The 25,972-nt window shown below is 73.8% G+C and carries 24 protein-coding genes; 9 read left to right on the top strand and 15 right to left on the bottom strand.

From position 1 onward, the window contains the following. Nucleotides 1-28: 28 nt before the first annotated feature. The 11 genes from smc to B4K29_RS15400 form a co-directional block, all read right to left on the bottom strand. Nucleotides 29-3,805 (bottom strand): chromosome segregation protein SMC, encoded by a 3,777-nt coding sequence (gene smc / locus B4K29_RS15450; protein WP_286968047.1) that lies wholly within the window; start codon nt 3,803-3,805, stop codon nt 29-31. A 137-nt stretch (nt 3,806-3,942) separates the two neighbouring features. Next, on the bottom strand, nt 3,943-4,245 hold the full coding sequence (locus B4K29_RS15445) for an acylphosphatase (protein ID WP_286968046.1): 303 nt from the start codon (nt 4,243-4,245) through the stop codon (nt 3,943-3,945). Nucleotides 4,246-4,429: 184 nt separating this feature from the next. Beyond that, complete coding sequence (locus B4K29_RS15440) at nt 4,430-6,811, bottom strand: PHP domain-containing protein (protein WP_286968045.1); 2,382 nt, start codon at nt 6,809-6,811, stop codon at nt 4,430-4,432. 162 nt (nt 6,812-6,973) lie between these two features. Continuing rightward, a complete protein-coding gene (gene mutM, locus B4K29_RS15435; protein ID WP_239262717.1) occupies nt 6,974-7,891 on the bottom strand; it encodes a bifunctional DNA-formamidopyrimidine glycosylase/DNA-(apurinic or apyrimidinic site) lyase in 918 nt (305 codons plus the stop codon). Between the two features lie 9 nt (nt 7,892-7,900). Further along, nucleotides 7,901-8,716 carry a ribonuclease III gene (gene rnc, locus B4K29_RS15430; RefSeq protein ID WP_019287935.1) on the bottom strand — a complete coding sequence of 272 codons (816 nt, stop codon included), beginning with the start codon at nt 8,714-8,716 and terminating at the stop codon, nt 7,901-7,903. Between the two features lie 17 nt (nt 8,717-8,733). Beyond that, nucleotides 8,734-8,928 (bottom strand): 50S ribosomal protein L32, encoded by a 195-nt coding sequence (rpmF, locus tag B4K29_RS15425; protein WP_019287936.1) that lies wholly within the window; start codon nt 8,926-8,928, stop codon nt 8,734-8,736. A 1-nt stretch (nt 8,929) separates the two neighbouring features. Next, nucleotides 8,930-9,499: a YceD family protein gene (locus tag B4K29_RS15420; protein ID WP_029211940.1), complete on the bottom strand. Its 570-nt coding sequence runs from the start codon at nt 9,497-9,499 to the stop codon at nt 8,930-8,932. Nucleotides 9,500-9,689: 190 nt separating this feature from the next. Beyond that, nucleotides 9,690-10,181 (bottom strand): pantetheine-phosphate adenylyltransferase, encoded by a 492-nt coding sequence (gene coaD / locus B4K29_RS15415; RefSeq protein ID WP_019287938.1) that lies wholly within the window; start codon nt 10,179-10,181, stop codon nt 9,690-9,692. A 75-nt stretch (nt 10,182-10,256) separates the two neighbouring features. Continuing rightward, nucleotides 10,257-10,817, bottom strand: coding sequence for a 16S rRNA (guanine(966)-N(2))-methyltransferase RsmD (rsmD, locus tag B4K29_RS15410; protein WP_286956540.1), 561 nt, complete (start codon nt 10,815-10,817; stop codon nt 10,257-10,259). Between the two features lie 15 nt (nt 10,818-10,832). After that, nucleotides 10,833-13,154 carry an ATP-dependent DNA helicase RecG gene (locus B4K29_RS15405; protein ID WP_239262722.1) on the bottom strand — a complete coding sequence of 774 codons (2,322 nt, stop codon included), beginning with the start codon at nt 13,152-13,154 and terminating at the stop codon, nt 10,833-10,835. Then, complete coding sequence (locus B4K29_RS15400; RefSeq protein WP_239262725.1) at nt 13,155-14,846, bottom strand: DAK2 domain-containing protein; 1,692 nt, start codon at nt 14,844-14,846, stop codon at nt 13,155-13,157. It lies immediately after the preceding gene. A gap of 284 nt (nt 14,847-15,130) precedes the next feature. On the opposite strand from B4K29_RS15400, the gene rpmB reads away from it, so the two are divergent. Both rpmB and B4K29_RS15390 read left to right on the top strand, forming a co-directional pair. Further along, nucleotides 15,131-15,325, top strand: a complete 195-nt coding sequence (rpmB, locus tag B4K29_RS15395) for a 50S ribosomal protein L28 (protein WP_019287942.1) — start codon at nt 15,131-15,133, stop codon at nt 15,323-15,325. Between the two features lie 86 nt (nt 15,326-15,411). Then, on the top strand, nt 15,412-16,560 hold the full coding sequence (locus B4K29_RS15390; RefSeq protein ID WP_286968044.1) for a DUF418 domain-containing protein: 1,149 nt from the start codon (nt 15,412-15,414) through the stop codon (nt 16,558-16,560). Here the strand turns inward: B4K29_RS15390 and thiL are convergent. Beyond that, complete coding sequence (gene thiL / locus B4K29_RS15385; RefSeq protein ID WP_286956519.1) at nt 16,505-17,578, bottom strand: thiamine-phosphate kinase; 1,074 nt, start codon at nt 17,576-17,578, stop codon at nt 16,505-16,507. The two genes, B4K29_RS15390 and thiL, sit on opposite strands and share 56 nt — an antisense overlap. Before the next feature lie 119 nt (nt 17,579-17,697). On the opposite strand from thiL, the gene B4K29_RS15380 reads away from it, so the two are divergent. The 6 genes from B4K29_RS15380 (at nt 17,698) to B4K29_RS15355 (ending at nt 22,767) form a co-directional block, all read left to right on the top strand. After that, on the top strand, nt 17,698-17,931 hold the full coding sequence (locus B4K29_RS15380) for an Lrp/AsnC family transcriptional regulator (RefSeq protein ID WP_019287944.1): 234 nt from the start codon (nt 17,698-17,700) through the stop codon (nt 17,929-17,931). Between the two features lie 10 nt (nt 17,932-17,941). Continuing rightward, the gene (locus B4K29_RS15375; protein ID WP_286968043.1) at nt 17,942-18,415 is read left to right on the top strand and encodes a DUF3515 family protein; all 474 of its coding nucleotides are present in this window, start codon (nt 17,942-17,944) and stop codon (nt 18,413-18,415) included. Nucleotides 18,416-18,437: 22 nt separating this feature from the next. Next, nucleotides 18,438-19,403: a cation diffusion facilitator family transporter gene (locus tag B4K29_RS15370; protein ID WP_034253124.1), complete on the top strand. Its 966-nt coding sequence runs from the start codon at nt 18,438-18,440 to the stop codon at nt 19,401-19,403. 122 nt (nt 19,404-19,525) lie between these two features. Further along, nucleotides 19,526-20,635 carry a metallophosphoesterase family protein gene (locus B4K29_RS15365; RefSeq protein WP_286968042.1) on the top strand — a complete coding sequence of 370 codons (1,110 nt, stop codon included), beginning with the start codon at nt 19,526-19,528 and terminating at the stop codon, nt 20,633-20,635. A 25-nt stretch (nt 20,636-20,660) separates the two neighbouring features. Further along, the gene (locus tag B4K29_RS15360; protein ID WP_286956500.1) at nt 20,661-21,638 is read left to right on the top strand and encodes a GNAT family N-acetyltransferase; all 978 of its coding nucleotides are present in this window, start codon (nt 20,661-20,663) and stop codon (nt 21,636-21,638) included. A 64-nt stretch (nt 21,639-21,702) separates the two neighbouring features. Then, a complete protein-coding gene (locus tag B4K29_RS15355; RefSeq protein WP_286968041.1) occupies nt 21,703-22,767 on the top strand; it encodes a trans-sulfuration enzyme family protein in 1,065 nt (354 codons plus the stop codon). 195 nt (nt 22,768-22,962) lie between these two features. On the opposite strand, the gene B4K29_RS15350 is transcribed toward B4K29_RS15355, so the two are convergent. Both B4K29_RS15350 and B4K29_RS15345 read right to left on the bottom strand, forming a co-directional pair. Continuing rightward, a complete protein-coding gene (locus B4K29_RS15350) occupies nt 22,963-23,913 on the bottom strand; it encodes an NAD(P)H-dependent glycerol-3-phosphate dehydrogenase (RefSeq protein WP_239262766.1) in 951 nt (316 codons plus the stop codon). A gap of 65 nt (nt 23,914-23,978) precedes the next feature. Further along, a complete protein-coding gene (locus B4K29_RS15345) occupies nt 23,979-24,704 on the bottom strand; it encodes a lysophospholipid acyltransferase family protein (RefSeq protein ID WP_037215760.1) in 726 nt (241 codons plus the stop codon). 128 nt (nt 24,705-24,832) lie between these two features. Between B4K29_RS15345 and cofC the strand changes: the two genes are divergently transcribed. Then, entirely contained in the window at nt 24,833-25,540 is a 708-nt protein-coding gene (cofC, locus tag B4K29_RS15340) for a 2-phospho-L-lactate guanylyltransferase (RefSeq protein WP_286956481.1), read from the top strand. Here the strand turns inward: cofC and B4K29_RS15335 are convergent. Further along, on the bottom strand, nt 25,508-25,885 hold the full coding sequence (locus tag B4K29_RS15335; protein ID WP_286968040.1) for an ArsB/NhaD family transporter: 378 nt from the start codon (nt 25,883-25,885) through the stop codon (nt 25,508-25,510). The genes cofC and B4K29_RS15335 overlap by 33 nt on opposite strands. Nucleotides 25,886-25,972 lie beyond the last annotated feature (87 nt).

Here is a 25,972-nt window from a genome sequence, read left to right as displayed (position 1 = left end):
GAATCGCCGCATCGCGTCCGGACTGTGATCAGGCTGGGCCATCCGAGTGAGCGGCGGCGACGGCCTCAGCGGGGAGGCCGTCGGCGGCGCCCTCGGTGACGCCAGCGCCCTCGGTGACGTCGGCGTCGTCGAGGTCGCGGATCCGCTGCGACACCACCGTCGTGACCCCGTCGCCCCGCATGGTGACGCCATACAGGGCGTCGGCGACCTCCATCGTGCGCTTCTGGTGCGTGATGACGATGAGCTGGCTCGAGTCGCGCAGCTCCTCGAAGAGCCCGATGAGCCGCCCGAGGTTGGCGTCGTCCAGCGCCGCCTCGACCTCGTCCATGATGTAGAAGGGGCTCGGCCGCGCCTTGAAGATCGCGACGAGCAGCGCCACGGCGACCAGCGAGCGCTCGCCGCCGGACAGGAGCGACAGCCGCTTGATCTTCTTGCCGGGGGGACGAGCCTCGACCTCGATGCCCGTCGTGAGCATGTTGTCCGGGTCGGTGAGCAACAGCCGCCCCTCGCCGCCGGGAAAGAGCCGCGAGAACACTCCGACGAACTCCCGCGCCGTGTCCTCGAAGGCCTCGGCGAAGACCCGCTGGACCCGGTCGTCCACCTCCTTGACGATGTCGAGCAGGTCGCGCCGCGACCGCTTGAGGTCGTCGAGCTGCTCGGTCAGGAAGGTGTGGCGCTCCTCCAGCGCGGCGAATTCTTCCAGCGCCAAGGGGTTGACGCGACCGAGGGCGGCCAGGCCGCGCTCGGCCTTGCGGAGGCGCTTCTCCTGCTCGTCCCGGACGAAGGCGACGGTGCGGGGCTCGCGGGCCTGGGCGTCGGGCTGGTCGCGGGATCCCTGCCGGCCCTCGGGGGTCTCGTGGTCGTGAGGCTCCTCATTGCCCTGGGAGTGCTGAGTGACCTTGGTCCCCTGGGAGCCCGCGCGCTCGCCCCGCGCCGGCTCCTCGATGACCGGGACCGGCTGGTGCGGGCCGTACTCCTCGACCAGGACGTCCGGCTCGATCCCGAGCTCCTCGATGGAGCGGGTCTGCAGCTGCTCGATCCGCAGCCGCTGCTGGGCGCGGGCCACCTCGTCCTTGTGCACCGAGTCGGTGAGCTCGCGCAGCTCGTCGGCGAGGGCCGTGACCCGGCGTCGTATGTCGACCAGCCCCGCCTCGCGGGTCGCCCGCTCGGCCTCGGCCCGGCCACGTCGCTCGGCGGCCTGCTCCACAAGCGAGCCCACCACGGTGACGGCCCGCTCGGCGCCGGCCTGGACCGCGCGGGCGACCTGGGCCTCGCGGCGACGACGCGCCAGGCGCTGGGCGGCCTGCTGCCGGGCCAGCTCCTCCTGCTGGGCCGCGCGCTCGAGCCCCGCCGCGCGACCGCCCAGCCCGCGCACCCGCTCCTCGCGGGTGCGCAGCGTCAGGCGCAGCTCGGTCTCCTGGTGCCGGGCGTCGGACGCCGATCCGGCGAGCTCGTCCCGGTGCTCGGTCGACGGCTCCGCCTCGTCCGGGTCGACCTCGGCCTGGGCGTCCTCCAGCCGCTGCTCGAGCTCGGCCAGCTCGCCCCGGTCGCGGTCGAGGCCCGCCGTGATCTCGGCGCCTCGGCGCTCGGTGCGCTCGGCCTCGGCGCGGGCCGAGCGGGCGGTGGCGGCCAGGGACCCGAGCTTCTCGGCGACGGCCGAGAGCTGGGCGTCGTTGTCGTTGAGGCGGTCCAGCGCGGCGTCGAGCGCGGCTCCCGCCTGCTCGAGCCGGCTCGCGGCCCCCTGCAGCTCGAAGGTCGCCCGCTCCCCCGCCGCCGTGGCCGCGTCGACGGCGACCCGCGCCTCGTCGACGGCGGCCTGCACCTCGAGCAGGCTGGGCGCCGAGCCGGAGCCGCCCCTGGCGAACCCCGGCGCGTGGACGTCACCGTCGGGCGTGACCGCGGTCGCCCCGAGGCCGACGACCGACTCCACGGAGCCGGCGTCGTCGACCAGGGCCACCCGCTCGAGGATCCGCACCAGGGCGGGCCGCACGTCGGCGGGCACCTGCTCGATCGCGTCGATGGCCCACACGGCCCCCGACGGCAGGGCCGGCCACGCCGGCCCGTCCGGGTCGGACTCCCCCGCCACGACCAGCGAGACCTGTCCGGCGTCCTGCTCGCGCAGCAGCGCCAGGGCCGACACCGCGTCGTCTCGCCCGGCCACGGCGACCGCGGCCGACGCCCACCCGAGAGCAGCCGCCAGCCGGGCCTCGTAGCCGCCGCGCACCTGCACCAACGACGCCAACGACCCGAGCACCCCGGACGCAGCCGCGCCGCCGGGACCCTCCAGGAGCACCGCCGCTCCGTCCTTGCGTCGCAGGCCGAGCTGCAGCGCCTCCAGGCGGGCCGTCGACGAGGAGCGGTCGCGGTCGGCGGCACGCACCGCGTCCTGCAGCCGGGTCACCTCGGCCTGGGCGGCCTCACGCTCGGCCTCCGCGCGCTCGTAGGCGCCGTCGAGATCCTCCTCGCCCTGCTCGTGGTCGGCGATGGACATCTCGAGGGCGTGGAACTCCTTGTCCGCCAACGCTGCTCGTTCCCGGGAGGCGGCGATGGTCTCGTCGAGCCGGCCGAGCTCGGCCTCGGCCGCCTCGATCCGCGAGCGTCGGGCCGCCACCTGCCCGGCCAGCCGCGCCAGCCCCTCGCGGCGGTCGGCCGCGGCCCGGGCGAGGCGGGCGAGCCGCTCCACCTCGTCCTGGTGCGCCCGCTCCAGCTCGCCGCGCCGCGTCACGGTCTCGGCGAGCCGATCCTTGACCTGCTCGACCTCCTCGGCGAGCGCCTGCTCCTGGGCCCGCACCTGCCCGGCCTCGGCCCGCAGCGCCTCGGGATCGCGACCGGCCTGCACCGGCTGGTGGGCCTCGTCGTCCGCGAGCAGGCGGGCGCGCTCGGCGGCCAGGTTGCCGGTGCCCGAGATGCGGTCGCGCAGGGACGAGAGGGCGAACCACTGCTCCTGGGCCCTGGCCACCTGCGGGGTGACCTCGGCGACCGCGGCCTCCAGCTGCTGCAGCTCGTCCTGGGCGGCACGCAGCGAGGCCTCGACCTCGGAGCGGCGGGCCAGCAGCGCCGTCTCGTCGGCGACCTCCTGCTCGAGCGTGCTCGTCAGCTGGACGAGGTCGTCGGCCAGCAGTCGCAGCCGGGCGTCACGGGCGTCGGCCTGGATGGTGGCGGCGCGCCGAGCCGTCTCGGCCTGCCGTCCGAGCGGCCCCAGCTGACGGCGGATCTCACCGGTGAGGTCCTGGACGCGCTGGAGGTTGCCCTCCATCTGCTCGAGCTTGCGCAGCGCGCGCTCCTTGCGCTTGCGGTGCTTGAGGACGCCCGCCGCCTCCTCGATGAACCCACGCCGCTCCTCGGGGGTCGCCCGCAGCACGGTGTCGAGCTGGCCCTGGCCGACGATGACGTGCATCTCGCGCCCGATGCCGGAGTCGGACAGCAGCTCCTGGATGTCCAGCAGGCGGCAGGCGGTGCCGTTGATGGCGTAGTCCGACCCGCCGTTGCGGAACATGGTCCGCCGGATCGTCACCTCGGTGTAGTCGATGGGCAGCGCGCCGTCGGTGTTGTCGATCGTCAGCGCGACCTCGGCCCGCCCCAGCGGCGGCCGCCCGGCCGTGCCGGCGAAGATGACGTCCTCCATCTTGCCGCCGCGCAGGCTCTTGGCCCCCTGCTCGCCCATGACCCAGGCGAGGGCGTCCACGACGTTGGACTTGCCCGAGCCGTTGGGACCGACCACGCAGGTGATCCCGGGCTCGAGCTTGAAGGTCGTCGCGGACGCGAAGGACTTGAAGCCCTTCATCGTCAGCTGCTTGACATACACGGTCGGCGGCGACTTCCTCGGCGGGGGACGCGGTCAGGTCGTCACTCTAGCGGCCGGGCCGTCCTGCGCCGGTTCACGGACGGTGATGTCGTATGACGAACCGCTACTTCTCGACGAGCGGCTATCTGTCGACGAACCTATTTCTCGACGAACCCAGAGGCGTCTCCACGCGGCTCCCCGGGGACGGCCACGCAGGACTCGACGTGCCCTGGCCGGCGCCGCCCCGCCCCGGGAGGCGCGGCCGGCGACAGGCGCTGGCCCAGCTCCTCCACCGTGTCGGCCGGGCCCTCTGCCACCACCTCGACCCGCCCGTCGCTCATGTTGCGGGCGTGCCCGGCAAGGCCGAGCTCCAGCGCCTGGGCCCGGGTCCACCATCGAAAACCCACGCCCTGCACCATGCCTCGCACGAAGTAGGTCGTCCTGGCGGTGCCCTCGGTCATGACTCCCAGCCTAGGCCACCCGGACGGGTCCGGCCGGGCTCCCCAGACCCACGACCCGCCGCGGGCGAAGGCATCAGCCGGGCTTCGTTCCCCAGGCTGATGATCCCGCCGGGGGTAGGTCCGTGGACCCCACGGGTCGGCCGGCCCCGGCCCCGGCCTCGGCCGTATGCCGGACCGCCCGCCGTCACCCGTGGTCGGCGCAGCAGGGCGTCGGCGTCGCCGTCTCGTAGGGCACGACCGTGCCCCCCGCAGCCGGTTGCACGACGAGCACGAGCCGGCCGGCGCGCCATACGGGCCGCACGTGCCCCCGGGTCACCAGGAGGGTCTCCGGACCGACCACCACGTCGGCGAGCCCCACCACCTCGTCGATCGCCGACCAGGCCAGCGCGTCGGCCACCGTCACGGTGCCCGTCAGGCGCGGCCTGCCCGGATAGACCACGGCGCGACCGTCGCGACCCGCCTCCGCGTCGGCAGCGGCACGCGCGGCCGAGTCGGCGAGCCGCGGATAGCCACCACGCGCCCCTGGGGCGGCGAGCCCGATCTCGTCCGGGCTCGCCGCGGCGGTCTGCGGCACCAGGGCCGGACGCAGCGCGGCGAGGATGCGAGCCAGGTCAGCGCTCGTGGGCGGTGCCACCGTCCACCGGACCGACAGGGCCACGTGCGAGGAGGCGCCCACCTCCCCCGGCACCAGGTGGGTGGACACGACGGCGGCGTCGCGCCCCAGCCTGGACAGCACGTCACCGAGGATCTCGGCCAGGTGGTCGGCGTCCCGCACCGTCGGGGCCACCGGGTCGAGCCCGACGACCACCGTCGTGGTGTCGCCGGGCTCGACCGTCGCCGTGGTGCTCACGTGCGGGGGAGGACCCAGATGGGGTTGGTGTAGAACCACAGGTCGTCCCAGGGGTTTGCCCGCACCGACGACGTCGATGGCCGGCCCGGCCTTGTCCACGGCCGCGCCCCGCAGCCCGACCGCGGTGCGCTTGCCGTCGGATCCGCGCAGGCGGACGTAGACGCCGCGGTCACCGATGGTGACGGGACCGAACCTCAGCTCGACCCACTGCCCCGCTCCCACCGTGCTGACGTCCCAGCTGCGGACGACCTGCGTCTCCGGAGCCACGAAGGTGTCGCGGTCGGAGGCCGGACCGGTCACGAAGCCCGCGACGGCGTCGACCTTGGCGAGCCTGGGCACGAACTGCGCCCAGTTGGGCAGCGGCTGCGTACGGATCCGCACCACCAGCTCGGCCTGGGTGCCGCGGCGGACGGTGAGGACGCCACCGAGGCCGACCTCGCGACCGCCGGCGCGCATCCGCACGTCGAGGTCCTGCACGAGGCGCCCGTGGTCCACCCAGACGCGTCCGTCGCGCAGGCCGGACATGACGGCGGCGTAGTCGCGGCGGTCGGCGCCGACGAGCGTGCGGCTGTAGTAGCCGGGCCAGTAGTCACCGTTGCCGGTGTCGGGGACCGGCCCGTTGACCGGGTCGGCGTAGTGCCCCTGCTTGGCGAAGTCGCTGTCCGGGCCACCGCGCACGGCGGTGTCGAGGTAGACGCTGTGGCTGTCGGAGTTGGCGGTGATCCACCACGGCTTGCCCTCCGACAGGAGGCTGTCCCACAGCCCGCCCACGGTGGCCGTCATCCAGTCGAAGCCGCCGAAGGTCCGGTAGCTCTCCAGCGGGTAGCCCGCGAACGAGTCCTTGCTCGGCGAGCCGTCGTAGTAGCCGCGGCCCGAGCCGGGGCCGTGCGGCTTGGGGAGGCCCGCCGCCTGGTGGCCCGGGGCGCCCTCCATGCCGACCGCGATGCGTCCTGGCACGTCGCGCCAGCCGCGGATCTCGTGCGGGGAGTCGATCCCCTTGCGCGCCGGGTGGTTGGCCAGCATCAGCGCGTCCTTGATTTCGCGCGACCCGACCGCCGAGGCGAGGTAGGCCAGGCCCTTGAGCGCCAGCGACTCGTTCTGCGGGGTGGCGGCGGAGGCCTTCTTGACCGACCCGTCGTAGGTGTTCTCGAAGGCCTTGAGGACGGCGACCTCGTTGGCCCCGGGGTGGACGAAGACGGTGCCGTGCTCGGCGGCCGGGATGTTCCACTCCAGCCCCTGGAAGACGAGCATGTCGTCGAACTCCGCGCGAGCCGCCCGGATGTGCGGGTTGACCTTGTCGACGCCGATCTTGGCGTGCGTCTCCGAGCCGTGGTCCGTGATGACCATCCAGTCCAGGCCGTAGGCGCTCGCGTGCTGCACGTGGTCGACGACCCGGTACATCGCGTCGGACGAGAACTGCGTGTGGATGTGGTGGTCACCGGCGAGCCAGCGCTGGCCCCGTCCGTGACGCTTGCCTGAGTGGAGCATCTCCTGCTCGGCCGCGGCGGCGGTGCCGGTGCCCTGCTCGGTGACGAAGCCGGCGGCCGCCACCCCTGCGCCCAGCACACCGGCGGCGCGCAGGAAGTTGCGCCGGCCGAGGTCGCTCGGGGCCAGCTCCGTGTCGGGGACGTGCAGGTCCTCGGCCGGGCCGACGGGCGCGTCGTGGTCGTGGGAGTGGGTGTGCGGGTGCTCGTGAGGGTGGTGGTGGTGACCCATCGGGCGTCCTTCGCGTGCTCGTCAGGACCATCTCGCCGCCCCGGCGAGGTGGGTCGTCCGGGCATGAGTGCCCGGGCAGGCACCGTCAGCGTCCTCCCGCCGGGCAACGGTCCGGCGCGGCATCGCTGAACGCTCAGTGAACGTCTGGTGAGGTCGGAGGGGCTAGCTGCGAACGGTGGGATCGCCGCCGGCGCGCCGATCCCGCGGCCTCGGCTGGCACCGAGGGCAGTAGTGGCTGGAGCGGTTCATGAACGGCTCCCGACGGATGGGTGTCCCGCACCGCCCGCACGAACGACCTTGCTGCCCATAGGCGTTCAGCGACCGGTCGAAGTAGCCGCTCGCCCCGTTGACGTTGACGTACAGCGCGTCGAAGCTGGTCCCGCCCTGCTCCAGGGCCTCGCGCATGACCTCGGCCGCGTGGTCCAGGACCCGAGCCAGCGTCGGTTTCGTGAGCGATGCCGTGTCCCGCAGCCCGTTGACCTGCGCGCGCCACAGCGCCTCGTCCGCATAGATGTTGCCGATTCCGCTCACCAGCCCCTGGTCGAGCAGCGCCCGCTTGACCGCCACCTGCCGCGCCTTAGCCCGGCGCACCACGGCAGCCTGGTCATAGGCCGGCTCGAGCGGGTCGGGGGCGATGTGGGCGATGGACTCCGGTATGCCGGACGCCCGCCCTCCAGCGACGAGCTCGGACCAGGCGAGCCCGCCGAACGTGCGCTGGTCGACGAAGCGCAGCTGACGCGCCGGCTCACCCGACGGCCCGACGAGGTCGAAGGTCGCGTGCAGGTGCTTCTCCGGCGGCGCGTCGGGTTCCTCGACGAGCAGCTGACCGCTCATCCCGAGGTGGAGGATCAGCGCGTCCGCGTCCCCGCCCTCGTCCTCGACCACGAGCCAGAGGTACTTGCCGCGCCGCTCGGCGGACCGCACCAGCCGACCGCGCAGCCGGTCCTCCAGGTCGCGTGGACCCGGCGTGTGCCGGCGGGCGACGCGGGTTCCGCGCAGGCTGACGTCGGCGAGCCGTCGCCCGACCACGTGCTCGGCGAGGCCCCGGCGGACCACCTCGACCTCGGGGAGCTCCGGCATACGGCCTCGTCAGCCGCGCTCGAGGATCTCCCCGGAGGGGGTCCCGTCCGCGTCCGTGGCGACCGAGTCGTCGGCCGTCGGCGAGGTGGCTCGCGAGCTGAGCGCCGTCCACGCCACCTCGGCGGCCTTCTGCTCGGCCTCCTTCTTGGACCGTCCGACGCCCTCTCCAAGGACCTCGGTGCCCACGACCGCCTGGGCCGTGAACACCTTGAGGTGGTCGGGGCCCTCGTCGGTGAGGGAGTACTCCGGGACGCCGATCCCGAGTGTCGACGTCAGCTCCTGCAGGGAGGTCTTCCAGTCGAGGGCCGCCCCCATCCGCGCCGAGGACGCCATGAGCGGGTCGAGCAGGTGGTGGACCAGCGTCGACGCGGCGTCCGAGCCGCAGGACAGGTAGACCGCGCCGATCACGGCCTCGGTCGTGTCCGCGAGGATCGAGGTCTTGTCACGACCCCCGGTGCTCTCCTCGCCGCGTCCGAGCAGCAGGTAGGCCCCGAGGTCGAGACCGCGCGCGACGTCGGCGAGGGCTCGCATGTTGACGACGGCGGCGCGCAGCTTGGCCAGCTGGCCCTCGGCCTCGTCGGGGTGGGTGCGATAGAGGGTGTCGGTGACGACGAGCCCCAGCACCGAGTCGCCCAGGAACTCCAGGCGCTCGTTGTGGGGCAGGCCGCCGTGCTCGTAGGCGTACGACCGGTGCGTCAGGGCACGCGACAGCAGCGACTCGTCGACGCGCTCTCCGACCACCTGCGCGAGGTGGTCGACGAGGGCGCCGACGGGCCGCTGCTGCGAACCCTCCGGACCGGTCGCGGCGCGTGATGTGGTGCTCATGCGCTCGGCGACCCCGATCAGCCCTGGAGCTCGGTGCGCTCCGCGGCCGCGTAGTGACGACCGTTGTAGGAACCGCAGGACGGGCAGGCCATGTGCGGCTGCTTCATCGAGCGGCACTGCGGGCACGCCGTGAGGGCGGTCGCCGTGGTGCGCCAGTTCGCGCGACGCGAACGGGTGTTGGAGCGCGACATCTTCCGCTTCGGGACAGCCACGTCAGTTCCTCTTCTCTTCGTTGCTGGTCAGAGCTTGCAGGGCCGACCACCGGGGGTCGAGCACCTCGTGGTGGTGGTCCGGATCCTCCGCCAGGTGGGCTCCGCACTCGGAGCACAGCCCTGGGCAGTCGGCCCGGCACACCGGCTGGAACGGCAGGGTGGGCACCACTGCGTCCCGCAGCACCGGCTCGAGGTCGAGCAGGTCGCCCTCGAGCTCACGCACGTCGTCGTCCTCGTCGTCCGCCGCCACCTGCTCGTGTCGAGCAGCACGCTCGGCGTAGGCGAACAACTCCTGGAAGGTGGCCTCCACGGGGAGGGTCACCGGGTCCAGGCACCGCACGCAGGCGCCGGTCGCCGTGGTGGTGATGGTGCCGGTCACGAGGACGCCCTCGAGCACGGACTCGTAGCGCAGGTCGAGGTCCACGGGGGTGCCGGGCGCGACGGCGATGACGTCGGTCCCGAGATCCTCCGGAGCCTCCACGACGCGCTGCTCAGGGTGCATGGACCCGGGGCGACGACCGAGCTCCCGGGTGTCGAACACCAGGGGCGAGCGGGGGTCGAGTCGGGGCATGGCTCCAGTCCGAGCGGTCGAGGATGGTGACGGCACGTCCCGTCCGGGCCGCGCACATCGGTGCTGCCGGTCCGTCGCAGGCATCGAGATACCAGCACACAGACCGACGCACCAGACTACCGGACGTGGCGGGCTGCCCCAAATGCGACGACCCGTCCAGCCTCACTGCACCCCGCACCGCGCCGGCGGCTCAGGCTCCGCGCGCCCGCAACGCCCTCGCCACCGGCTCCGGGACGAGGTCCAGGCCGTAGCCGCCGAGGCGCCATACCTCCTTGACCAGCGAGCTCGACACGTGCTCGAAGGCGGGGTTCCCTGGCAGGAATACCGTCTCGATGCCGGTGAGGTGCTTGTTCATGAGGGCCATGGGCAGCTCGTAGGCGAAGTCCGTGCCGGACCGCAGGCCCTTGACGACGGCCCCGATCTCGAGCCTCGTGCACAGGTCGACGAGCAGCCCGTCGGAGTAGGCCCCGACGGTCACGCCGGGCAGGTGGGCGACGGACTCCTCGACCAGACGCACCCGCTCGTCGATCGAGAACATCCCCGAGTCGGCCTTGGCGGGGTTGTAGAGCACGCCCACCACCACCTCGTCGTAGAGGCCGGTGGCCCGCTCCACGATGTCCAGGTGCCCGAGGGTCACCGGGTCGTAGGAGCCGGGGCAGATGCAGCGGCGCACCGCGCTCATGGCGTCCTCCCGTCCTCGACCGTCGGCCTCGGGGACTCGTCGTCCGTCGTCATCGGGGTGGTCATGCGGTGAAACCTACCCCCGCTCGGCGTACCACACGACGGTCTCGCCGTACCGCTTCTCGTCGAGCGCGACCAGCCCCTGCGGCCAGGTGGGCTCGGGCGAGCGGGAGGACCGCTCGACCACGACGATCGCGTCCGCGGCGAGCCAGTCGCCCTCGACCAGACGGGCCAGGACGGCCGCGAGGGCCTCCTCGGACAGGTCGTATGGCGGATCGACCAGCGTGACGTCGAAGGGCTGCCCTGCTCGAGGCCCGGCGAGGACGCGCTCCACGGTGTCCCGGCGGACGGTGACGTCGCGAAGCCCGAGCTCCGCGGCGTTGCGGGTCACCACCTGCGCCGCCGACCGGTCGTGCTCGACCAGCAGGACGCTCGCGGCACCGCGCGAGGCCGCCTCGAGCCCGAGCGCCCCGGACCCGGCATACAGGTCGGCGACGTGGGCATCGGTGAGGACGTCGAGGTGGTCGAGACGGGAGAACACCGCCTCGCGCACCCGGTCGCTCGTGGGGCGGGTGCCGCGGCCGGTGGGGGTGCTGATGCGCCTGCCCCCGACGCTGCCGGCGATGATCCTGGTCACGCGGGCAGCCTACGGTCAGCCACGCTCGAGGTAGGCCGCGCTCTCGTCGTCGAGCGTGTCGGCGAGCCAGGCCGCCAGCCGGGGGTGGGCCGTGAGGGCGACGTCGTCGCGCAGCAGGGCCTGGGCGTCGTCACGAGCCTCGGCGATCAGCTCGACGTCGCGGGGGTTGGCGAGGCGGAGCATGCGGATGCGGCGCCGGCGCCCGCTCTGGCTGGCCCCGAGCACGTCGCCCTCGCCGCGCAGCTCGAGGTCCTGCTCGGCCAGGGCGAAGCCGTCCGTCGTGCCGGCGACGGCCTGCAGCCGCTGCCACGCCACGGGCCGGCCCTCGGGGTCACCGCTCGGGTCGACCGGGGTGGCGAGGAAGCAGGTGCCGGCGTGCTGTCCACGTCCGACCCGGCCGCGCAGCTGGTGCAGCTGGCTGATCCCGAACCGGTCGGCGTCCAGCACCACCATCACCGTCGCGTTGGGGACGTCGACCCCCACCTCGATGACCGTCGTGGCGACCAGCACGTCGATCTCGCCGGCGGCGAAGCGGCGCATGACGGCGTCCTTCTCCTCGCCCGAGAGACGCCCGTGCAGCAGCGCGAACCGCACGCCCTGGAGCTGCGGGGTGGCGTGCAGGAGCAGGTCGTAGGCCTGCAGGAGGCTCACCGCGGGCGGCCGTGCCGTGGCCTCGTCGGTGCCGCCGGGATCGATGCCGTCAGCGCCGTCGATGCCGTCAGCGCCGTCGGCGCCATCTGGACCGCCGGCCCCGGCGCCCGCCGAGGGCCCCACCTCGACGAAGCCGTCCTCGGTCTCGTCGCCGCTCGGGCTGTCGCTGTCACCGATCCGTCCGCACACGACATAGGCCTGACGGCCTGCGGCCACGGCGTCGGCCACGACCTGCCACATGCGGGCCATCCACGTGCCGTCCCCCTGCCGCACCACGTGCGTGGTGATGGGCGAGCGTCCGGCCGGCAGCTCGCGCAGGACCGCCGTCTCCATGTCGCCGAAGACCGTCATGGCCACCGAGCGAGGGATCGGGGTCGCTGTCATGACGAGGACGTGCGGCGGACGAGCAGCCTTGGCGCGCAACGCATCTCGCTGCTCGACGCCGAACCGGTGCTGCTCGTCCACGACGACGAGCCCGAGGTCGGCCAGCTGCACGGCCTCCTGGATCAGCGCGTGCGTGCCGATGACGATGCCGGCCTGGCCGGAGGCCGCCTCGGACAGGGCCCGGCGCCGGGCGTCGGTGCTCATCGACCCGGTGAGCAGCACCACCCTGGTGGCGTCGTCCGCCCCGCCCAGCAGGCCCGCCTCGGCCAGCGGGCCCATGATGGCGCGGATGGAGCGGTCGTGCTGGGCGGCGAGCACCTCGGTCGGGGCGAGCAGGGCGGCCTGCCCCCCGGAGTCGACGACCTGCAGCATAGCGCGCAGCGCCACGACGGTCTTGCCGGAGCCCACGTCGCCCTGCAGGAGCCGGTGCATGGGGACCGGGGAGGCCAGGTCGTGGGCCAGCTCCTCGCCGACGATCCGCTGCCCCTCCGTGAGCGGGAACGGCAGGGCCGCGTCGAACGCGTCGAGCAGACCCCCGGGCCGTCCGGGCCGGGCCGTTCCCTCGTCCGCGGCCGCCGTCAGCCGTCGCTGGACCAGCGCGGTCTGCAGCACCAGCGCCTCGTCGTAGCGCAGCCGAGCACGAGCGGTCTCGAGGTCGCCCCAGGTGCGGGGCTGGTGGATCAGCCGGATCGCGGTGGCCCGGTCGCACAGCCCGTGGCGGCGGAGCAGCTCGTCCGGCACGGGATCCTCCAGGTCGCCGACGGCGTCGAGCACGATGCCCATGGCGGTGCCGATCTGCCACGAGGTCAGCTTGTCCACGGCTCGGTAGACCGGGAGGATCTGCTGGTGCCGGACGGAGTCCTGGATGACCTGGTAGTCCGGGTGCGACAGCTGCCAGCGCCCGTTGAAGGTGCCGGCCTTGCCCGAGAACACCGCCAGCGTGCCGGGGGTGAGGTCCTTGGCCGGCCCCCAGTGGCTGAAGAAGGTGAGGTCGATCTCGGTCGTGCCGTCGGTCACGGTGGCGCGCAGCAGCTTCTTGCGGGGGTTGGAGCGGATCGGCGCGACGGCGGCGCGGAGCACCTCCGCGACCACGACCAGGTGCTCCCCCTCGTGCAGCTGGGTGGTGGACAGCTTGGCCTCGAGATAGGTCCGGGGGTACCACCCCAGCAGGTCAGCCGCCGTGACCAGGCCGACCTTGTCCAGCGGGTCGGCGGTGCGCTTGCCGAGCAGCGAGCGCAGGCTGCTGCCCGGTCCGGCGCGGTCCGCGCCCTCCCGGTCGACCCAGGTCGTCTCCCCCGCCACCTACTCGACCCCCACCAGCAACAGGTATGCCGCCTGCCCGCCCGCGTGGACGCCCACCTCCACGTCGGGCCACCGGGTGGCGAGGTGCTTGCGCACGACCGCGACATCGGCGTCGGACAGCCCCGCCGTCACGAGGGTGACCAGCTCGCCGCCCTGCTGCAGCAGGTGGTCGACGAGGTCGACGGCGACCTCGTCCATGGCGTCGCCGACCAGGACGATGTCGCCCTCGACGATGCCGAGCAGGTCACCCGCCCGGCAGGGACCCGCAGCCGTCGCCGCGTCACGCGTGGCCCGGGCGACCGCACCGCTGCGCACCTCGTCGACGACGGCCCGCATCGCCTCGGCCGCCTCGGCCGCCGGGGCCCCGCGATCGAGGACAGCGAGGCAGGCGAGCCCGGCGACGTCGGACCGGGACGGCACGACGTGCACCTCGCGGCGGGCGGCGGCCAGCTCGTCGGCCGCGCTCGTGACGGTGAGCAGCACGTCGGGGTCGTTGGGGAGCAGGACCACGGGGCGCCCGGGGTGCGCCTGGACCTCGTCGACGATGGCGCCGACGCTGGCCCGGGCTCCCGGGCTGCTCGGCACCACCAGGGCGCCCTCGGCGACGAAGAGCTCGCGCAGCCCCCGCCCGTCGGTGCAGGCCACGACCAGAGGCCCGTCCTGGTCGGCGACGGCGCCGGCGGTGCCGCGGCTCTCCCGGAGAGCAGCCGCCTGGGCGTGCAGGTCGGTGACCGTGACGGCCGACACGGCGCCGGCGTCGTCGGCGACCCGGAGCACGGCGTCGGGATCGTCGGCGTGCACGTGCACACGGGCCAGGTCGCCGTCGACCGCCACCACGACGCTGTCGCCGAGCGCGGCGAGCGACGACCTCAGGGCGACCACGCCGTCGGGCGAGGCCAGGTGGAGCACCAGCATCACCTCGTGCTGGGGACCGGAGTAGTCCTCCCCCACGTCCGGCCCGTCGTCGTGGGCCTCCCGGGCGAGCGCTGACAGGCGGTCCGCCTCCATGGCGGCGGCGCCGGGGTCGCCGGGGCCGGACTCACCGCCGTCGACCACCCGCTTGAGCGCGTCGAGGACCGTGACGAGGCCGGACGCTCCGGCGTCGACGACCCCGGCCGTCCGCAGCGCGGCGAGCTGGGTGGGCGTGCGGTCCAGGGCCGCGCGGGCCGCGGTGACGGCGGCGTCCACCACGGCGCTGAGGGTCGCCTGCGCCTGCCGGGCGCGCGCCTCGGCCGCCTCGGCGGCGCTGCGGGCGACGGTGAGGATCGTGCCCTCGGTGGGGTCACCGACGCAGTCGTAGGCCAGGTCCGAGGCCCGCCGGAAGGCCTGCGCCACCACACCGGCGTCCGCCCCGCCGTGGTGCGCCGGACGCTCGACGACGTCGAGCAGCCCCCGCACCAGCTGGCTGACGATGACCCCGGAGTTGCCGCGGGCCCCGAGCACGGCGGCACGGGCGAAGGTGGTGAGCTCCTCCTCGGGCTCCGCGGCGACCGAGCGCTCCACGGCGGAGTCGAGCGTGAGGAACATGTTGGTGCCGGTGTCGCCGTCCGGGACGGGAAAGACGTTGAGGGCATCGATCTCCTCGCGCCGCTCCGCGAGCGCCGCCCGGGACCGGACCGCCCACAGACGCAGGGCGTGGCGGTCGAGCACCCGCAGTGGATCGCGAGGCTCGCGGCGCTGCTCCTCACCCACGTGCGGCTCCCTCGGTATCGGTCGTCACTCGGCCCTCGGCCCTCGGCTCGCGCTGAGCCTACGCGAGCGCACCGACAGGCCCTCGCCGCCCCGGGCTGACCTTCGCCGCCCAGCGCAGACCATCGACGAACACCGCTCACCGTCGCGTGCTGCCGGACCCCGAGGCCCAGGTTTGGTGCCTGCCCCTCGGGTCGGCTACGCTAGAGCGGTTGCCCCACCACTTCCGCGCCGTCGGCGTGCTCGTCGGGGCGCACCCCGACTGTCAACGAATGTAGGAGATCACCGTGGCTGCCAACTGCGATGTCTGCGGCAAGGGACCGTCCTTCGGTCACAGCATCTCGCACTCGCACCGTCGCACCAAGCGCACCTGGACCCCCAACATCCAGCGTGTCAAGGCTCTGGTCGGCGACGCGGGTGTGACCCCCAAGCGTCTCAACGTCTGCACCTCCTGCCTCAAGGCGGGCAAGGTCAAGCGCTGACACCAGCACCGCACGACCGCCGAGGGCGGCTCTCCACCGGGAGAGCCGCCCTCGGCGTCATACCTGAGCGACCCGCAGGAGACCGTATGCCGAGCGCCACGACCCGCGTGGTCGCCGTGGACGTCGCGCGCTGCCTGGCCCTGCTCGGCATCCTCGTCAACCACCTCGTCGGCGGCCTGGCGAGCGCGATCCTGTGGGACGTCCACGCGGTGCTGTTCGCGGTGCTCGTCGGCGTCGGCGCGCAGCTCGGCTCGACCGCCCACCGTCGTGGGTCCACCGTCGCCGCCGGCGCCGTCCGGGCCACCGCCCTCGCCGTCGTCGGGCTCAGCCTCGCCGAGCTCGAGACCCGGGCCGCCATCGTGCTCGTGAACCTCGCCGTGGTGACCCTGGCGGTCACCTGGGCGGCCCGTCGCAGCACCGTCGTCGTGGGTGCGGTGGCTGTGGGCATCGCCCTCGTCGCACCCGTGCTCGCCCACCTCGCGCGGGGCGAGATGCAGGGCCCCTGGCACCCCGACGTGGCGTGGAGCGACCTGGAGGACCCGACCCACGCGCTGGCCACCCTGCTGGTCGCCACGTCCTACCCTGCGCTGCTGTGGACGGTGCTCGGGCTGCTCGGCGTCCTCGCGGCGCGGGCCTACCTGCCCGGCGACGGTCGGCCGGCCCGGCCCGCCGCCCTCGCCCTGACCGGGCTCGGGCTGGTGCTCGTGGGGCGGGTCGGGAGCATCCTCGCGCTCGTCCTGACCGGCCGGACCGCCCTGCTCGAGGCGGAGCAGCAGGCGGCGCTGGAGGAGTCCGCCCTGCCGGACGACCTCGATCGGCTCTCGCTCGTGGGGGCCTACCTGCCCTCGACGCCCAGCCTGCTCGTCAGCGGCGGCCTGGCGCTGCTGGTGCTCGCCGGGGTGCTGGGCCTGTGCCGCTCGGACCGGGTGCGGGGATCCCTGGTCGTGCGGGCCGCCGCGGACGTGGGGTCGATGACCCTGTCCGCCTACGCCCTGCACGTCCTGATGCTGCCCGGCACGGAGGTCGCCCTCGACGCCTGGCCGGGCCTGGACCCCTGGTGGCTCTACCTCGCGCACGTCACGGTCATCGCCGTCGCTCTGCTGACCTGGCGTCGCACCCTGCGCCGTCCGGCGTCGGTCGGTCCGCTGGAGTGGCCGACCCGAGCAGCGATCTCGGCGGTCACCCGGCGAAGTGGTCCCACCCCTGCCCCTGGATCGCCTCGCCGTCCAGCGTGACCCGCGGCCGCGCGTCGTCCGCCTCCACGACCCGGCCGACGACCCACCAGTGCCCGTCCGGGTCGCTCTGGTCCCGCAGCAGCGGGCTGTCGGCAGGGAAGGTTGCGAGGAGCGAGTGCTCCTCGCCCCCGGTCAGCACCTGCGACCACGCCACGTCGAGCGGCAGCACGTCCGTCAGCGGCGGGTCCACGAAGTCCCGCTCGAGGTTCGTGCGGTCGAGGTCGATGCGGACCCCGGACGCCCGGGCGATCCGGCCGGCGTCACGCACCAGGCCGTCGGACACGTCCATCATCGCGGTGGCGCCCGCGAGCGAGGCGACGACCCCCGAGGAGACGGAGGTCACCGGCGTGCGGTGGAACCACATGAGGACGCTCCGGGCGCTCTGCTCGTGCCATCCCGGAGGGGGCTCCTCGCCCGTGGGGTATGGCCGGGGGCTGCCGGGATCCGTCTCCCCCTGGTCGTAGAGCCACCAGCCGGCCCCCGACCAGCCGAGGGACCCGTGGACGGCCAGGACGTCGCCGACCCGCGCCCCTGACCGCAGCACCGGGTCGCGGCCCTCCAGGTCGCCGAGCGCCGTGATCGAGACCATCACCACGCCGTCGGGCGCCCCTGAGAGGTCCCCGCCCACGACGCTCACGTCATACCGCTCGGCCTGGGACGCGACCCCCTGCGAGAACTCCTCGGCCCACCGGGCCGGCAGGTCACCGTGCGCGGCCAGGGTGACCAGGAGCCCGGTCGGGCGGGCGCCCATCGCGGCGATGTCGGCGACGTTCTGCGTGACGAGCTTGGACCCGACCTCGGCCGGCGTCGACCACTCGTCGCGCCAGTCGTGCCCCAGCACCATCGTGTCGGTGGTCGCGACCACGGAGCCGGTCGGCGCCCGCAGGACGGCGGCGTCGTCACCGGGCGGCACCAGGACATCCTCGGACTGGACGAAGTAGGGGAAGATCCGGTCGAGCAGGTCCTCCTCGGAGAGGTCCCGAAGGCGCGGTCCGTCCTCGGCGTGGGCTTCTGACATGCGACCTCCAGTGCGGGCCTTCGGGAGCGACACGCTACCGTGGTCGCGAAGCGGCACCACCCTTGGTCCCGCACCCGCCGCAGCGACGCGGCGGTCACCTAGAACGAGTGGAGGATTCGATGGTCCAGGCCTACATCCTGATCCAGTCCGAGGTCGGCAAGTCGTCCCAGGTCTCCGAGTCCGTCGGCGCCATCGACGGCGTGGTCAAGGCCGAGGAGGTCACCGGACCCTACGACGTCATCGCCCGGGTCGAGGCGGAGAACGTCAACGAGCTCGGCCAGCTCGTCATCGCCAAGATCCAGGACATCCAGGGCATCACCCGCACCCTGACCTGCACCGTCGTCCACGGCTGAGCAGGAGACCGTGCAGGGTCTGCTCGACCGACGCATCCTCGTCACGGCCACCGTCTGCGCTCTCGCAGCGGTGGCCGTGACGCTGCTCCTGCTGCGTCCGCGGCCGGTCGAGGTGGTCGCCGGCCCCGCCGACACGTCGGCAGCCTGCGTGGCGGCCCGGGAGCACTGGCCCGTCACGGTGGCCGGTCAGGAGCGCCGAGACGACGTCGTGGGCGCCCGGAGCGCGACGGCCTGGGGATCGCCCGCGATCATCGCCCGCTGCGGCCTGGCTCCGCAGCCGCCCAGCGCCGGCCAGTGCATCGACGTCAGCGGGACGGACTGGGTCGTGCAGCCGCTGACGGACGGGACGCGGCTGACGTCATACGGCACGGACCCCGCGATCGAGGTGCTCGTCCCCGAGCGCTACGCACCCGCTCCCCTGCGGGTCGGGGTCTTCGCGGACGCCGTCCGGTCTCTGCCCTCGACCGGTCGCCGCTGCACCTGACTCCCCGGTGCAGACTGGGCCCATGAGCGCCTCCGACAACGCCGCCCCCACCGAGCACCAGGGCGGGGACAGCCTGGTCACCGTCCTCGTCGCCCTCGGCGCCAACGCCCTGATCGCGGTCGCCAAGACGGTGGTGGCGGTCATCACCGGATCCGCGTCGATGGTCGCCGAGGCGGCACACTCGTGGGCGGACGCCGGCAACGAGATCTTCCTGCTGCTGGCCGAGCGCAAGTCGGGGCGCCCTCGCGACCGCTCGCACCCCCTCGGCTACGGCCGCGAGGCGTACGTCTGGTCCATGTTCGCGGCGTTCGGCCTGTTCACGGCCGGCTCGATCGTCTCCATCTGGCACGGCATCACCTCCCTGACCACCGAGGAGGCCGAGACCGACTACCTGCTGGCGTACGTCGTGCTGGCCGTCGCCTTCGTCCTCGAGGGCATCTCCTGGCTGCAGGCCATGCGGCAGACGCGACGCGAGGCCCGGGCCCGCGGCCTGTCGGCGGCCCGCTACATCTGGGGCACGCCCAACCCCACCCTGCGCGCCGTCGTCGCCGAGGACAGCGCGGCGCTCATCGGCATCGTGCTCGCCGCGCTGGGCATCCTGCTGCACGAGCTGACCGGCAACCCGGTGTGGGACGCCGTCGGCTCGATCCTCGTGGGCGTCCTTCTCGGGATCGTCGCGATCTTCCTCATCGACCGCAACCGCGACTTCCTCACGGGGCAGGCGGTGTCGCCCGACGTCCGACGCAAGGCCCTCACCGCCCTGCTCGGGCACCCCGAGATCGAGCGCGTGACCTACCTGCACCTCGAGTGGGTCGGCCCGCAGAAGGTCTTCCTGGTGGCCGCCGTCGACCTGACGGGCGACGCCCCCGAGCACGACCTCGCCGTGACCCTGGACCGGCTGGGCGACGAGCTGCGGACGCACGAGATGGTCGAGGAGGCCGTCCTGACCCTCGCCACGCCGGACCGTCCGTCGCTCGAGCTGGGCTGATCCCACCCCACGGCTGACCGGCGCCTCCCCCTGTTGGCCTGCCCGTCGCCCACCCGACGGCGGCCCGTCACCTCGCCGAGGCAGGCTGCGGGGATCCGACCAGACTCCCCCGGAGGTCCGCCATGCGCACCCGTCACGCCCTCGCCGGTCTCGGCGCCCTCACCCTCTGCCTGTCCCTCGGCGCGCCCGCGGTCGCCGGGCAGGACGGCGCCGGACAGGACGGCACCGGCAGGGACCAGGTCAAGGAGCAGGCCAAGGACCAGCGACAGGTCCAGGCACAGGGGCGTGGCAAGGGCCACCAGCGGCTCTACACGTTCGCCGTCATCGGGGACACGCCCTACGGCGCCGAGATGATCGCCCGCTTCCCGCAGGACGTGGACCGCATCAACGCCGACAAGGACGTCCAGCTGGTCATGCACGTCGGCGACATCAAGAACGGCTCGTCGCCGTGCTCCGACGCGTACCTCACCTGGATGCGAGGGCAGCTCGACCGGCTCGAGGACCCGGTGGTCCTCACCCCCGGGGACAACGAGTGGACCGACTGCCACCGTCCCGCCGCCGGTGGCTTCGACCCGCTGGAGCGGCTCGCCAAGGTCCGCTCGGTCTTCTACCCGCAGCCAGGCACGACCCTCGGCAAGCACCCGATGTACGTCAACGCCCAGACCTCTCTCGGTTTCCCCGAGAACGTCATGTGGTCCCGCGCCGAGGTGCAGTTCGCCACGGCCCACGTCGTCGGCTCCAACAACGGCTTCCTGCCATGGACCGGCAGGACGACCACCAAGCCGCAGCAGCTCGCGGAGGCGGTCGACCGCACCGCCGCGGCCGTCACGCACATCCGGGCGACCTACGCCGAGGCGCGCCGCACCAAGGCCAAGGCGGTCGTCATCGGGATGCAGGCCGACATGTTCGACGTGACCCAGAAGGCCTGGAGCCTCGACACCAACAGCGCCTTCGTCCCCGTCATCAAGGCCCTGACCGAGGAGTCCAACCGCTTCGGCGGGGCGACCTACCTCCTGGACGGCGACTCGCACGTGTTCAACGACGACTACCCGCTGACCGCCGGGTCGGTCTGGCTGCAGCGCTACGGGCTCACCACGCCGGCACCGAGGATCCACCGCATCACCGTCGACGGCGAGGCCGCCGCGGACGAGTACCTCTCGATGACCGTCGACCCCAAGGCCAAGAAGGGCTCCCGCGACGTCCTCGTCTACCGCCGCGTGCCCCTGACCTGACCGACGCTCGTGGGAGAGTGGCGGCATGCCTCTCCCCCACGTGCTCCCCGGGCGGCGGTATGCCGTCCGCGTGGCCACCGCCCACCCCGTCGCCGACGGCGGGGCCACCGGCACCGCGGCCCGCGACGTGGTGGGTGTCCTCGTCGGTGCGGACGCGGGCACGTGGACGCTGCTGCCCGAGGACCGTGGCCCCGAGACCGTGGCGGTGGCGGACGTGCGGGCGGCCCGCGAGGTGCCGCCCCGCGTCGTCCGCCCGACCTCCTCGATCGACGACGTCCAGCGGCTCGCCGCTCGCGGCTGGCCAGGTCTCGAGCAGCACCGCCTCGGCGGGTGGCTGCTGCGGGCGGGTGCGGGCTACACGGGGCGCGCCAACTCCGCCCTGGTCGCCGGGGATCCTGGCCTGCCGATCGAGGAGGCGGTGACGCGGGTCGAGGCGTTCTACGCCGAGCGCCAGACCTCGGCCCGCTTCCAGCTCGCCTATCCCCTCACGGGACCTCAGGACCCGGCCGGTGACGTCGACGCCGTGCTCGCGCGCCGCGGCTACGCCGTGGTGACGCCGACCTACACCTACGTCTCCGACCTGCGCACGCTGGACCCCGCACCGCTGGGCGACCTGACCGCCTCCTGGGCCGACGACCCCGACGAGGAGTGGCTCGCCCCCGAGAGCCCGCTGCACGGTCGTCACCCGCGCGCCGTCGACGTCATCACGGCGTGCCCGGCGCGCTACCTGACGCTGCGGTCCGGCGGGGGCTTCGTGGCCCGGGCGCGGCTCGTCGTCACCGAGGACTGGTGCGGCATCACCGAGCTCGTCGTCGACGAGTCGGTGCGCGGGCGGGGGATCGGACGTCGCGCCATGGGCGAGCTGACCCGTGCGGGGCGCGAGTCGGGGGCCCGCTTCGGATACCTGCAGGTGCTCCAGACCAACGCCGCGGCCACCAGCCTCTACGACGCCCTCGGCTGGCATCGGCACCACCGCTACCACTACCGCGCCCTCCCCTCCTGAGGCCCTGGCGCCCCCGAGGCTCCTGACGGCGGTGCGGTCGGTCTTCTCGGCATACGGTGTGGGCATGCACGAGGACTGGACCCTGGCCACCCGCTCCGTCGCCCTCGGACGCCCGGCGCACGAGCCCGGCGCGCCGGTCAACCCGCCGCTCGAGCTGTCGAGCACCTATGTCGCGGGCGCGGATCCGGGCTACGGACGCGTCGGCAACCGCACGTGGGACGCCTTGGAGCAGACCCTGGGTGGGCTGGAGGGCGGCCGGTGCCTCGCCTTCGCCAGCGGTATGGCGGCCGTGGCCGCCGCCCTCTCCCTCGTCCCCCGAGGCGGGGTCGTCGTGGCGCCGGACGGGGCCTACAACACGGCGCTGTCGCTGCTCGCGTCGCTGGCTGCGGACGGCTCCGTGCGCGAGCTGCGTCGCGTGGACCCGGCCGACACGGACGCGGTGGTCGCGGCGCTGCCGGGGGCCGACCTGGTGTGGCTCGAGTCCCCCACCAATCCCCTGCTCGAGGTGGCCGACCTGTCCGCGATCGCCGCGGCCGCCCACGACGCCGGTGCGATCGTGGTGTGCGACAACACCTTTGCGACTCCGATCGTGCAGCGGCCGTTGGAGCTCGGGGTCGACGTCGTCGTCCACTCGGTGACGAAGTACCTCGCGGGACACTCCGACGTCGTCCTCGGTGCCGTCGTCACGGACCGACGTGAGCTCGGCGAACGGCTGCACGCGCACCGGACCCTGCACGGCGCGATCCCGGGACCGCACGAGACGTGGCTGGCGCTGCGCGGCATGCGCACCCTGGCGCTGCGGGTCGAGCGGGCGACGGCGAGCGCCGCCGAGCTGGCCAGGCGGCTGGGCGAGCACCCGTCGGTGAGCCGGGTGCGCTACCCGGGGCTGGGCGCGATCGTGTCCATCGAGATCGTCGCCGGCGCAGAGGCCGCCGACCGCGTGTGCCGCGCCACCCGGCTGTGGACGCACGCGACGAGCCTCGGCGGGGTGGAGTCACTGCTCGAGCGCCGTCGCCGTCACGCCAACGAGCCCGTCGTCGTGCCCGAGGATCTCGTCCGCCTGTCGGTCGGGATCGAGGACGTCGAGGACCTGTGGCGCGACCTCGACCAGGCACTGCGCAGCGTGTGACACCTGGCCCCGCGTCGTCGAGCCGGGCACCCGCGCCGCTGACTCGGGTCGCCGCACCCGTCTCACCCTGCAACCCGAGACCACCTCGTCAGCGCGACGCCGAACCGGGCACCCGCGCCGCTGACTCGGGTCGCCGCACCCGTCTCACCCTGCAACCCGAGACCACCTCGCCAGCGCGAGACCGGCCCCTCGAACCTAGCGGCGCTCCTCCTTGCGGGCCCGCGACATCAGCTGCGTGACGACCTCGCTGGGGTCGCGCCCGTCGTGGACCACGGCAGCGACCTGCTCGACGATCGGCATGTCCACCTCGACGCTGCGCGCCAGCGCCAGGATCGACTCGGCGGACTTGACGCCCTCGGCGACCTGGCGGGTCTCGGCGACGACCTCGTCGACGGTCATGCCCTGACCGAGCTTGACCCCGAAGGAGTGGTTGCGCGACAGGGGCGACATGCACGTGGCGATGAGGTCGCCGACGCCCGCGAGCCCCGAGAAGGTCAGCGGCTTGGCCCCCAGCCGCACGCCGAGCCGCGTGGTCTCGGCGAGGCCGCGGGTGATGATCGAGGCCTTGGAGTTGTCGCCCATGCCCAGGCCCTCGGCCATGCCGACGGCGAGGGCGACGACGTTCTTGGTCGCGCCGCCGAGCTCGCACCCCACGACGTCGGTCTCGGTGTAGGGACGGAAGTAGGGGGTCGCGCAGGCGTGCGCCACCGCCTCGGCCGTGGCCTTGGAGGTGGACGCCACGACGCTGGCGGCGGGGTCCCGGCGGACGATCTCGCGCGCCAGGTTGGGGCCGGTCACGACCGACACGCGGTCGGGGTCGACGTCACCGACCTCGCAGATCACCTCGGACATGCGTCGACCGGTGCCCAGCTCGATCCCCTTCATGAGGGACACGTGCAGGGCGTCGGCCGGCAGGTGCGGACGCCACCCGTCGAGGTTGGCCCGCAGGCTCTGCGACGGCACTGCCAGCACCACGACCTGGGCACCGTCGAGCGCCGCGGCCACGTCGTCCGTCGCGGTGATGCGGCGGGACAGGGTCAGGCCGGGGAGGTACTGGCCGTTGGTGTGGTGCCGGCGGATCTCGTCGGTCACCTCGGCGCGGCGACCCCACATGGTGACGTCGTTGCCGGCGTCCGCCAGGATCATCGAGAAGGCCGTCCCCCAGCTGCCCGTCCCGAGCACCGCGACCCGCCGGGCGGGAGAGGTGGTGCTCACTCGGACTCCCCGTGACGGCGCATGTCATAGCGGGTCGGCGGGGCGGTCTCGCCGCGCAGCTGCTCCAGGAGGCCGATGACGTCACGCATGATGCGGTCGGTCGCCTCGCGGACGACCTCGCCGGTGACGGGACGACCCTGCAGGTCGGAGAGGTCCACCGGCGGGCCGGCGAGCACCCGCATCGTCTTGCGGGGGAACGGCCGCAGCTTGCCGGAGTAGGGCGCCAGCAGCTCCTGGACGCCCCACTGCGCCACCGGGATCACCGGGCACCCCGTCTCCAGCGCGATGCGGGCGGCGCCGGTCTTGCCGGTCATCGGCCACATCCGCGGGTCGCGGGTGATGGTGCCCTCGGGATAGATCGGCACGGTCTTGCCCTGCTGGATGGCGGTGATGGCCGCCCGGTAGGCCTCGATCGCGCGACCGGTGTTGCGGTAGACGGGGATCTGCCCGGCCTGCCCGATCAGCCGGCCGAAGAACGGGACCCGGAACGCGGCGTCCTTGGCCAGGAAGAACGGCGGGCGCCCGTTGTCGTAGAGGAAGTGCGCCAGCATGATGAAGTCCAGGTGGGACACGTGGTTGCAGCAGACCACCACACCACCTGGCCGGTCCAGGTGCTCAGCGCCCCGCCAGTCCCGCCTCGTCAGCGGCACCACGCCGGACTTGGCGATCGCGACGCACACGCGATAGGCCCACGGCAGCCGCACCCTCGGCGATCGACCCACGTCAGTCCCTTCGACAGGCGGGCGGCCGGGAGCTCCCGGCCAGGTGGCCCGCCGACACATCTTCGCGGAGCGTCCCGCGTGCTGTCGACCTCAGCGCACCGCGCGCCGCGCCTGCCAGACTGCAGGTGATGTCCGCTCACACCTCTCCCGCGCCCGCCGTCCCCTGGCGAGTCGTCGTCCCCGTCAAGGACACCCGCCTGGGCAAGTCCCGCCTCCAGCCGCCCGACGGCGTCCCGCGCAACCTGCTCGCCATGAGCCTGGCCCTCGACACGATCAACGCCGTCCGGCACTGCCTGGGTGCCGCGGCGGTGGTCGTGGTCACCTCGGACGCCGCGCTCGAGTCCCATGCGCAAGCGTGGGAGATCCCCGTGGTGCCGGACCCCGGTGACGGCCTGGACGCGGCCCTGCGGGCCGGTGCCTCGTATGCCGAGGAGCGCGCCGCCGCCTCGGGCCTGCCCGCTCCCGGGGTCGCCGCCCTGCTCGGGGACGTGCCCGGCATGCACCCGGACGACCTGGCCGCCGCCCTGCGACTGGCCGAGGGGGTCGACCGCGGCTACGTCCCCGACCACGAGGGCACCGGGACGGTGCTGCTGACGGCGAGGCCCGGGATCGCGCTGGACCCGGCCTTCGGCGCCGGCTCGGCGGCCCGGCACGGCGCCGGTGCGGTGGACCTCACGACGCTCGGCCCGGTGCCGGAGCGCTTCCGCCTGGACGTCGACGACCGGGCGTCGCTGGCCCGCGTGGCGGCGATCGGGGTGGGTCGGCATACGGCCATGGTCCTCTCGCTGGGGACCCCCGAGCCCTCAGCCGCCCAGCAGGCCCAGGGCCAGCGCTGAGGCCGTCACGGCGAGGACCGCGCAGGCGGCGCCCGCCAGCGCCAGGCGCCACAGCCGCCAGCGCACCCCGGCCGTGCGGCAGCGCTGCAGCCACAGGAGGGTCGCCAGGGAGGCCCAGGGGGTGACGAGAGGACCGACGTTCGCACCGACGAGCACCGCCATTAGGCGGGTGGGTTCGCCCACCCCCGCCGGCTCGAGCGCCAGGTAGGCCGGCAGGTTGTTGACGACGTTGGCAGCGACCGCCGTCACCCCGGCCACGCGCAGCAGGTCCCCGGTGCTGGATCCCGTGCCGGCCAGGGCCACCAGTCCGTCGAGGTGCCCGGCCCCGTGGGCCCAGGCCACCACCGTCGTGAGGACCGCGAACCCGGCGACCGTCCCGAGGGGCGGTCGTGGGTGGTTGCCTGCCTGGGGCAGGCAGAGGGGGCAGGACGC

Origin of the sequence: Arsenicicoccus sp. UBA6765 (assembly GCF_002453335.1) — a bacterium.
In the GTDB taxonomy this organism is placed as follows: Bacteria; Actinomycetota; Actinomycetes; order Actinomycetales; family Dermatophilaceae; genus Arsenicicoccus; species Arsenicicoccus bolidensis.
This window is presented reverse-complemented; position numbering and strand designations above follow the sequence as displayed.

Bases quoted from the DNA above. Each gene is read 5' to 3' on its own strand.
- B4K29_RS15445 (WP_286968046.1), bottom strand. From the start codon at position 4,245: ATGACCGAGGGCACCGCCAGGACGACCTACTTCGTGCGAGGCATGGTG.
- B4K29_RS15440 (WP_286968045.1), bottom strand. From the start codon at position 6,811: ATGGGTCACCACCACCACCCTCACGAGCACCCGCACACCCACTCCCAC.
- mutM (WP_239262717.1), bottom strand. From the start codon at position 7,891: ATGCCGGAGCTCCCCGAGGTCGAGGTGGTCCGCCGGGGCCTCGCCGAG.
- rnc (WP_019287935.1), bottom strand. From the start codon at position 8,716: ATGAGCACCACATCACGCGCCGCGACCGGTCCGGAGGGTTCGCAGCAG.
- B4K29_RS15420 (WP_029211940.1), bottom strand. From the start codon at position 9,499: ATGCCCCGACTCGACCCCCGCTCGCCCCTGGTGTTCGACACCCGGGAG.
- coaD (WP_019287938.1), bottom strand. From the start codon at position 10,181: ATGAGCGCGGTGCGCCGCTGCATCTGCCCCGGCTCCTACGACCCGGTG.
- B4K29_RS15390 (WP_286968044.1), top strand. From the start codon at position 15,412: ATGCCGAGCGCCACGACCCGCGTGGTCGCCGTGGACGTCGCGCGCTGC.
- thiL (WP_286956519.1), bottom strand. From the start codon at position 17,578: ATGTCAGAAGCCCACGCCGAGGACGGACCGCGCCTTCGGGACCTCTCC.
- B4K29_RS15380 (WP_019287944.1), top strand. From the start codon at position 17,698: ATGGTCCAGGCCTACATCCTGATCCAGTCCGAGGTCGGCAAGTCGTCC.
- B4K29_RS15370 (WP_034253124.1), top strand. From the start codon at position 18,438: ATGAGCGCCTCCGACAACGCCGCCCCCACCGAGCACCAGGGCGGGGAC.
- B4K29_RS15365 (WP_286968042.1), top strand. From the start codon at position 19,526: ATGCGCACCCGTCACGCCCTCGCCGGTCTCGGCGCCCTCACCCTCTGC.
- B4K29_RS15360 (WP_286956500.1), top strand. From the start codon at position 20,661: ATGCCTCTCCCCCACGTGCTCCCCGGGCGGCGGTATGCCGTCCGCGTG.
- B4K29_RS15355 (WP_286968041.1), top strand. From the start codon at position 21,703: ATGCACGAGGACTGGACCCTGGCCACCCGCTCCGTCGCCCTCGGACGC.
- B4K29_RS15350 (WP_239262766.1), bottom strand. From the start codon at position 23,913: ATGATCCTGGCGGACGCCGGCAACGACGTCACCATGTGGGGTCGCCGC.
- cofC (WP_286956481.1), top strand. From the start codon at position 24,833: ATGTCCGCTCACACCTCTCCCGCGCCCGCCGTCCCCTGGCGAGTCGTC.